General features: G+C 64.2%; 9 protein-coding genes. 3 read left to right on the top strand and 6 right to left on the bottom strand.

Annotated elements, in window-relative coordinates; all coding sequences use genetic code 11:
• Positions 1–188 precede the first annotated feature (188 nt).
• On the bottom strand, positions 189–605 hold the full coding sequence (locus EN964_RS20705) for a helix-turn-helix domain-containing protein (RefSeq protein ID WP_127271661.1): 417 nt from the start codon (positions 603–605) through the stop codon (positions 189–191).
• A 103-nt stretch (positions 606–708) separates the two neighbouring features.
• Between EN964_RS20705 and EN964_RS20700 the strand changes: the two genes are divergently transcribed.
• Entirely contained in the window at positions 709–1,308 is a 600-nt protein-coding gene (locus tag EN964_RS20700; protein ID WP_127271659.1) for a dihydrofolate reductase family protein, read from the top strand.
• Positions 1,309–1,332: 24 nt separating this feature from the next.
• Here the strand turns inward: EN964_RS20700 and EN964_RS20695 are convergent, their stop codons facing one another.
• The 4 genes from EN964_RS20695 to ada form a co-directional block, all read right to left on the bottom strand.
• Entirely contained in the window at positions 1,333–2,076 is a 744-nt protein-coding gene (locus tag EN964_RS20695) for a 2OG-Fe(II) oxygenase (RefSeq protein ID WP_127272378.1), read from the bottom strand.
• On the bottom strand, positions 2,073–2,627 hold the full coding sequence (locus EN964_RS20690; protein WP_127272377.1) for a methylated-DNA--[protein]-cysteine S-methyltransferase: 555 nt from the start codon (positions 2,625–2,627) through the stop codon (positions 2,073–2,075). The genes EN964_RS20695 and EN964_RS20690 overlap by 4 nt, the downstream gene beginning before the upstream one ends.
• Positions 2,628–2,948: 321 nt before the next feature.
• Positions 2,949–3,161 carry a hypothetical protein gene (locus tag EN964_RS20680; RefSeq protein ID WP_236382747.1) on the bottom strand — a complete coding sequence of 71 codons (213 nt, stop codon included), beginning with the start codon at positions 3,159–3,161 and terminating at the stop codon, positions 2,949–2,951.
• 18 nt (positions 3,162–3,179) lie between these two features.
• Positions 3,180–4,295 (bottom strand): bifunctional DNA-binding transcriptional regulator/O6-methylguanine-DNA methyltransferase Ada, encoded by a 1,116-nt coding sequence (gene ada, locus EN964_RS20675; RefSeq protein WP_164748794.1) that lies wholly within the window; start codon positions 4,293–4,295, stop codon positions 3,180–3,182.
• Between ada and EN964_RS38710 the strand changes: the two genes are divergently transcribed.
• The gene (locus EN964_RS38710) at positions 4,251–4,610 is read left to right on the top strand and encodes a type II toxin-antitoxin system HigA family antitoxin (protein WP_236382749.1); all 360 of its coding nucleotides are present in this window, start codon (positions 4,251–4,253) and stop codon (positions 4,608–4,610) included. The two genes, ada and EN964_RS38710, sit on opposite strands and share 45 nt — an antisense overlap.
• A gap of 10 nt (positions 4,611–4,620) precedes the next feature.
• Here the strand turns inward: EN964_RS38710 and EN964_RS20665 are convergent, their stop codons facing one another.
• Positions 4,621–5,070: an ester cyclase gene (locus EN964_RS20665; protein WP_127269678.1), complete on the bottom strand. Its 450-nt coding sequence runs from the start codon at positions 5,068–5,070 to the stop codon at positions 4,621–4,623.
• Positions 5,071–5,319: 249 nt separating this feature from the next.
• On the opposite strand from EN964_RS20665, the gene EN964_RS20660 reads away from it, so the two are divergent.
• The coding region (locus EN964_RS20660; RefSeq protein ID WP_127276689.1) for a PAS domain-containing protein at positions 5,320–6,451 on the top strand (1,132 nt) is incomplete at its 3' end.

Genomic DNA, 6,451 nt, shown 5'->3' with positions numbered 1-6,451 from the left:
TCGAGCAACTGCTCGACCGAGGCGTAGAAAGCGTCGAGATCGGCATGCAGGATGGTGGCTGTCGTTTCCATCCCGACCGCACATCACAGTTGCTGATAGAATTGGAACAAATAAAGAACAAGCACGGGTCGTTGTCAAGCGAGGGGCGATTTGTGCAGCAACAGCCAAGCCAGTTCGAGCGCAATCACCTAGACAATATGCTCCGCCCGCAGCGCCGCCTTCATCCGTTCCAGTTCCGCCTCGCCACCCGCCGCCAGTTCTTCGGCAATCCGCGCCAGCCTATCGTCGGCCTTGCGGTGCTTGCTGCCCCAGGCGCCGAGCGTCGCCAGCACCGGCAAGAGGTCGATACCTGCCTCGGTCAGCCGGTAGACCGTTCTCAAGCCATGCGTCGGGTCGTCGCTTCTGGTGAGGATGCCTTCCTCCTGAAGCGTCTGCAGTCGCTCGGCCAGCGTGCGCGAGGAGATGCCTTCGTCGGATTGCAGGAATTCGCGAAAGTGCCTTTTGCCGGCGAAAGCCATGTCGCGGATGATGAGCAGCGTCCAACGGTCGCCGATCAGTTCGAGCGACAGGTTGATCGGGCAGTCGGATTTTTCGCGCGTCGACATCTATGGTTCCATTTTTAAATCACTTTACTATTGACATCGTTTTGGCCTTGCGTCAACGGTTCCAAATGTAAACTATTTTGCGATGGCCGTGAGGAGAATGACGGTGAAAAAGCTGGTCCTGCAGATGCAGATATCGGTCGACGGCTTTGTCGGCGCCACCGAGGACCATTCCTGGCAGCTCTGGGAGTGGGGTGACGAGAGCGCCTGGGACGATGCGCTGAAGCAGGACTTCAACGCTGTCTTCGCAGGCGTCGATACCATCCTGCTCAGCCGCAAAATGGCACAGGAGGGCTACCTCACCCATTGGGGCACTGCGGCGAAGAAGTTTCCGCACGATCCGTTCTACGCCTTTGCGCAGCGCATCGTCGACGCCCGCAAGGTGGTGCTCAGCAACAAGCTCAAGCAATCGGCCTGGGAGCCGGCTTGGGAGCGCACCAGTGTGGCCAGCGGCGACCTGCCGCGCGAGGTCAACGCGCTGAAGACGGGCGAGGGTGGCGACATTGCCGTGTTCGGCGGCGCCGGTTTCGCGTCAGCGCTGATCGCGGCCGGGCTGGTCGACGAGTTCCAGCTGTTCGTCAACCCGGCGGTGCTGGGGGCGGGCCGCCGGGTTTTTGATCAGGGCGGTTTTAGGAACCTGCGGCTGCTCGGCTCGAAGGCCTATGCCTGCGGCATGGTGGTCAGCCGTTATGCACCGGCGGGGTGAGGGGAACCTCCATCTTCTCCCTGCTCACTTCGCATCGTGGAAAATAATCCCTACCGTGTGGCGCATGCCTGAGCGCAGCCGGCTGACGCCGTGGCGCAGATTGACGCGGTAGTTGCCTTTGGTGCCCTGCACCGGCCGGTTGTGGACGGCGAACACAACGGCGTCGCCCTGCCGCAGCGGCACCACTTCGACTCGGCTCTGCATGCGCGGGCGCTGCTCGGTCAGCGCGAACTCGCCGCCTGTGAAATCCCGGCCCGGTTCGGAGAGCAGGATCGCCACCTGCAGCGGAAAGGCGAGATCGCCATAGAGATCCTGGTGCAGGCAGTTGAAGTCGCCAGGCACATATTGCAGCAGCAGCGGCGTCGGCCGTGTCTGGCCGGCGGCATGGCACTGCTCGAGAAACGCGGCATGCGTCGTGGGATAGCGCATGGCCTGCCCCATGCGCTCGTTCCACCGATTGGCGACCTCGGCCAGCCTGGGATAGAGCGCGCTGCGCAGGCCACCCAGGAGGTCGGGCAAGGGATAGCGGAAATAGCGGTACTCGCCCTTGCCGAAGCCGTGCCTGGCCATATGGATGTGGCTGCGGAAATGCTTCTCCTCGGGATAGAGGTCGGCGATCTGTCGGCACTCTTCGGGCGACAGCAGCTTTTCAATCACCGCGCAGCCGAAGCCGTCCAGTTCGGCGGCAAGGGCGGGCCAGTCGTAATCAGCAACACGTGTCTGAGCAGCTTCAACCGCCGATGCGGCAACCTTGGCATGGGCATTCATATCGTAGCCTCCTTGTAGAGCAGGGCGCGCTTGCGCTCGACGCCCCAGCGGTAGCCCGACAGCGTGCCGGCGGCGCGGACAACACGGTGACAGGGAATGCCCAGCGCGATTGCATTGGCCGCACAGGCCGTCGCCACGGCGCGGGCGCCGTTCGGCTGGCCGATATGCCGGGCGAGCGCGGTGTAGGTGATGGTGCCGCCGCACGGGATGCCTCGGAGCGCCTCCCACACGCGCTGCTGGAATGGCGTGCCGTGGCGCAGGTCGAGCGGCAGGTCGAAGCCGACGCCGGGCATTTCGATGAAGCGCGCGATTGCCGCGAGATCGTCGCGCAGTGCGGCCTCGTCCTTGGCCAGTATCTTGCCTGGGAAGCGGTTGGCGAGATCCTGCTCCAGTGTGTCGGCATCCGAGCCGATCAGGATGGCGCAGACGCCGATATCGCTGCGCGCCGCCAGGATTTTGCCGATGGGGGATTCGCCGATGGCATAGGCGATGGTGCCGAGGGCGGCGACGTTGCAGGCGGCCATCGGCATAGTGGTTTGTATAAGGTTCATTGCCTTCACTCCTTTGTTTGTGGCTGAACCCTAGCCACGGTGTCGGCCGTGTCTCACTCCGGTGCTTGCTTTCAAATTCAAATCTGCCTGAAAGGCGCAAAGGTAGGTGCTCTATGGCGCCCTCCTCTGTCCTACCGGACATCTCCCCCACGGGTGGGGAGATTGGCTGTCACCACCGCCTTCGCCAATCTCCAACGTTGCAGGACGAGAGCCGGCGCCGGAACTGCCAATCTCCCTCCTTGTGGGGGAGATGTCCGGTAGGACAGAGGGGCGCGCCATAGAGTGCTGATTTTGAACCGTCCGCACTTCAGCCAAGCATGCTCATTCGACACGCGTGACCGACACCTCGCCGAGCACGAACACTTCACCGCTCAGCAGGCGCAGCTCGATGTCGCCGGTTGCGGTGTGGTTCCACTCAGCCTTACCCTCATCGACCAGCCCGCCGATGGCGGCCATGACATGGGACTTCGCGCGGTTGCCGGCGGCGGTGGTGCGAGCTGTCCGATTGGTGACGCTGTCATGAGATCTTGCCATCGCGCGCATGCTTGGCCGTCATCTCCGCGCGGATCGGTAGGCGCTGTCAGATTCGCCGGCCTCACGCTCCAGCAGCGCGCGCTTGCGCTCCGCGCCCCAGGCGTAGCCGGACAGGGCGCCATCCCTGCGGGTCACGCGGTGGCAGGGAATGGCGACGGCAAGATTGTTGGCGGCGCAGGCGGCGGCGATGGCGCGGGTCGCCTTCGGTGAGCCGATGCGCCGCGCGATCTCGGCATAGGAAACCGTGCGGCCGGCGGGGATGTCGCGCAAGGCCTGCCAGACGCGCTGCTGGAACGCCGTGCCGCGCACGTCGAGCGGCAAATCGAGACCGAGCGCCGGAACTTCGACGAAACCGACGACGCGGGCGACCAGCGCCTCGTAGTCGTGATCGCCGCCGATTAGCCGTGCCCTGGGGAAACGGTCCTGCAGGTCGCGCACCAGTGCGTCAGGATCGTCGCCGAGCAGGATCGAGGCGACGCCCTTTTGACTGGACGCGACCAGGATGGTGCCGAGCGAGGTCTCGCCGACGGCGAAGCGGATCTCTTCATCGGCGCCGCCGGCGCGATAGCGCGTCGGCGTCATGCCGAGCATGCCAGTGGATTTCTCATAAAAACGTCCGCTCGAATTGAAGCCGGCATCGTAGATCGCCGTCGTCACGCTGGCGCCGTCTTCCAGGCCCTGACGAACCCTGGCTGCGCGGTGCGCGGCGGCATAGTCCTTCGGTGTCAGCCCGGTGGCCGCCTTGAAGATACGATGGAAATAACCGGCGCTGCGGCCGGCGGCATCAGCCAGTTCAGCGAGCGACGGTTCTTCCTGGCTCTGCTCGATCCTGCGGCAAGCAGCGGCGACCATCGCCGCGTTGCCGGCCTCGAGCGACGGGCCATCCGGGTCGCAGCGCCGGCACGGGCGAAAGCCGGTGGCCCTGGCCTGATCGAGCGTGTCGTGCAATTGCACATTTTTCGGATTGGCGCGCCGAGACGGGCAGGAAGGCCGGCAATAGACACCGGTCGTCGCCACCGAATACCAGAATGCGCCGTCGGCCGACTTGTCGCGCGCGACGATTCGCGCCCAGCGCGGATCGTCGGCGGCTTGCAGCGGCGTGGATTTCAGATTCTTGGCCAGGGTGATGAACATGGCCGCATTGAAGCCGCCAAAGGCCGGCCTCGCCACCCGTTTCTTGACAAGGGTCAGGAGGGTGCAAGCCTGTTCGTCGGCACGCACAAAGAGTATGGTGTGATGGAAAACATTCGACCCATTAAGACCGAAGCCGATTACGATTGGGCGATCGCCGAAATCACTAAATATTTCGAAAATGAGCCGGAGGTCGGCTCTCGCGATGGTGACCGGTTCGACGTTCTCGCAACTCTGATCGAGGCCTATGAGGACAAGCACTATCCGATCGAAGCCGCCGATCCCGTTGAAGGTGGGCCATCGCCTGGACGGCGATAGCCCTTTCGAATCAGGCAGCCTTCATCAAGCCGAGCTGGGTGAGGGCGGCGACGCCGTCATCGAGGCCGATCTCCTCGACGATCCTGCCGTCGACCACCTTCAGCACCGTGGTGCCGGTGAAACGCATCGTGCGGCCGGTGGCGGCCGGCAGCGAGCCGGCGAGGAAATCGCCGAAGGCCGGGCCGGTATGCGTGCCGCCGCCCTCCCACTGGCCGACGACATAGTCGCCCTCGGCAATCAGGTCGGCCGTGGCCCAGAAGCTGAGGTCCGGGAAGGCGGCGCGGAAGCCGCTCATGAAGGCCTTGATTTCGTCGCGGCCGCGGCGCGGCTCGTGCAGCGAGTATTTCAGCAGCATGTCGGGTGCCGCGATGTCGTCGACGACGGACAGGTCGCAGCTTTCACCCCAGAAGTCGGTGAACCATCTGACGACGACGGCCTTGTTGTCTTCTTGTCTGGTCATTGGAAGATCCTCTTGTCTCTGCAATGTGATCATCGGCGCCGCCGATGATCCGGGATCACCGGATTGGCCGATGACCTGGAGCCATGACTAGGAACATCCGGCCGATGCGAAACTCCGGTTCTTGCCGGCCAATCGAAGAGCAGAGGCGGCAGGTGAGGAGCCAACAAAGCAGCCCGCCATCGCCGTGGTAACTGTTTCTTCTCTGGTTTTGCCGCAGATTGCCCTGCGGTGGAGCAGGCGAAGCAGACGATGGCGCGTCAGGGCAAGAAAAGTCGCAATGGAACGTTCTGGGCCAAGGCCCTGGAGCGCGCCCATCTTGGTGTCTGGGACTGGGATCTTGTAACCGGCGACTGCTTCTATTCCGCGACCTGGGCGCGGATGCTGGGCTACGATGAGAGCGAACTTGCCAACACCAGCGACCTGTGGCTGCAACTGACCCATCCCGACGACCGCGAGCGGGCGCTGGCCAGCGGCGACCGCCACATTGCCGGCCTGACCGACGCCATCGAGACCGAATTGCGGCTGAAGCACAAGCAGGGACACTGGGTGTGGGTGCTCGATCGCGGCGGCGCCGTCGAGCGCGACGCGATGGGAAAGCCGCTCAGGCTGATGGGTGTGCAGACCGACATCTCCAAGCAGAAGGCGGCCGAAGCCGAACTCGAGCAGGTCAATGTGCGCTTCCGCCTGGCGCTTGCCGCCAGCGGTACCGGCATCTGGCACCACGACCTCGCCACCGGCAAAAGCTATTGGGACGAACGCACCAGGGAGATTTTCGGGCTTGTCTCCGACACCGCCGAAGTCGAGCGCGACCACTGGTTCGGCTATCTGCATCCGGACGATAAGGAGGCCGCGTCGCGCGCGCATCTGGTGCCGCTCGAAACGGACAAGGTCACCGCCGTGCAATACCGCATCGTCCGGCGCGACGGAGAGGTCCGGCACATAGAATCCCTGCTGCGTTTCATCGCCGACCCGCAAATCCCGGACCGCCGGCTGGCGGGGCAGATCCTGGGCACGGTGCGCGACATCACCGAAGACAAGCAGCGCGAGCAGGAGCTTGCCTATGCGGCCCGCCATGACGCGCTCACCGGTCTCTTGAACCGCGCCGCGTTCGACCGGCTGCTGGCCGATCACATCGCGGCCCCGCAGTTGCTGCCGCTTTCCGTGTTCTACGTCGATCTCGACTACTTCAAGGCGCTCAACGATTTTGCCGGCCACGCGGCCGGCGACCTGGCACTGAAAAGCGTTGCCCTAGGCATTCTGGGCTGCCTTCCCCCGACGGCGCATGCCGCGCGCCTGGGCGGTGACGAGTTCGCGCTGCTGATGCCCAATTGCAATACGGCGCAGGCCGGGCGGCTGGCCGACGCGGTACTTGCCGCGGTTC

The sequence above is a fragment of the Mesorhizobium sp. M7A.F.Ca.CA.001.10.2.1 genome, assembly GCF_003998575.1.
GTDB lineage: Bacteria > Pseudomonadota > Alphaproteobacteria > Rhizobiales > Rhizobiaceae > Mesorhizobium.
The sequence above is the reverse complement of the archived record's forward strand: the minus strand, read 5'-3'. Positions and strand labels throughout refer to the sequence as shown.

Bases quoted from the DNA above. Each gene is read 5' to 3' on its own strand.
- EN964_RS20705 (WP_127271661.1), bottom strand. From the start codon at position 605: ATGTCGACGCGCGAAAAATCCGACTGCCCGATCAACCTGTCGCTCGAA.
- ada (WP_164748794.1), bottom strand. From the start codon at position 4,295: ATGTTCATCACCCTGGCCAAGAATCTGAAATCCACGCCGCTGCAAGCC.
- EN964_RS20695 (WP_127272378.1), bottom strand. From the start codon at position 2,076: ATGAATGCCCATGCCAAGGTTGCCGCATCGGCGGTTGAAGCTGCTCAG.
- EN964_RS20665 (WP_127269678.1), bottom strand. From the start codon at position 5,070: ATGACCAGACAAGAAGACAACAAGGCCGTCGTCGTCAGATGGTTCACC.
- EN964_RS20680 (WP_236382747.1), bottom strand. From the start codon at position 3,161: ATGGCAAGATCTCATGACAGCGTCACCAATCGGACAGCTCGCACCACC.
- EN964_RS20690 (WP_127272377.1), bottom strand. From the start codon at position 2,627: ATGAACCTTATACAAACCACTATGCCGATGGCCGCCTGCAACGTCGCC.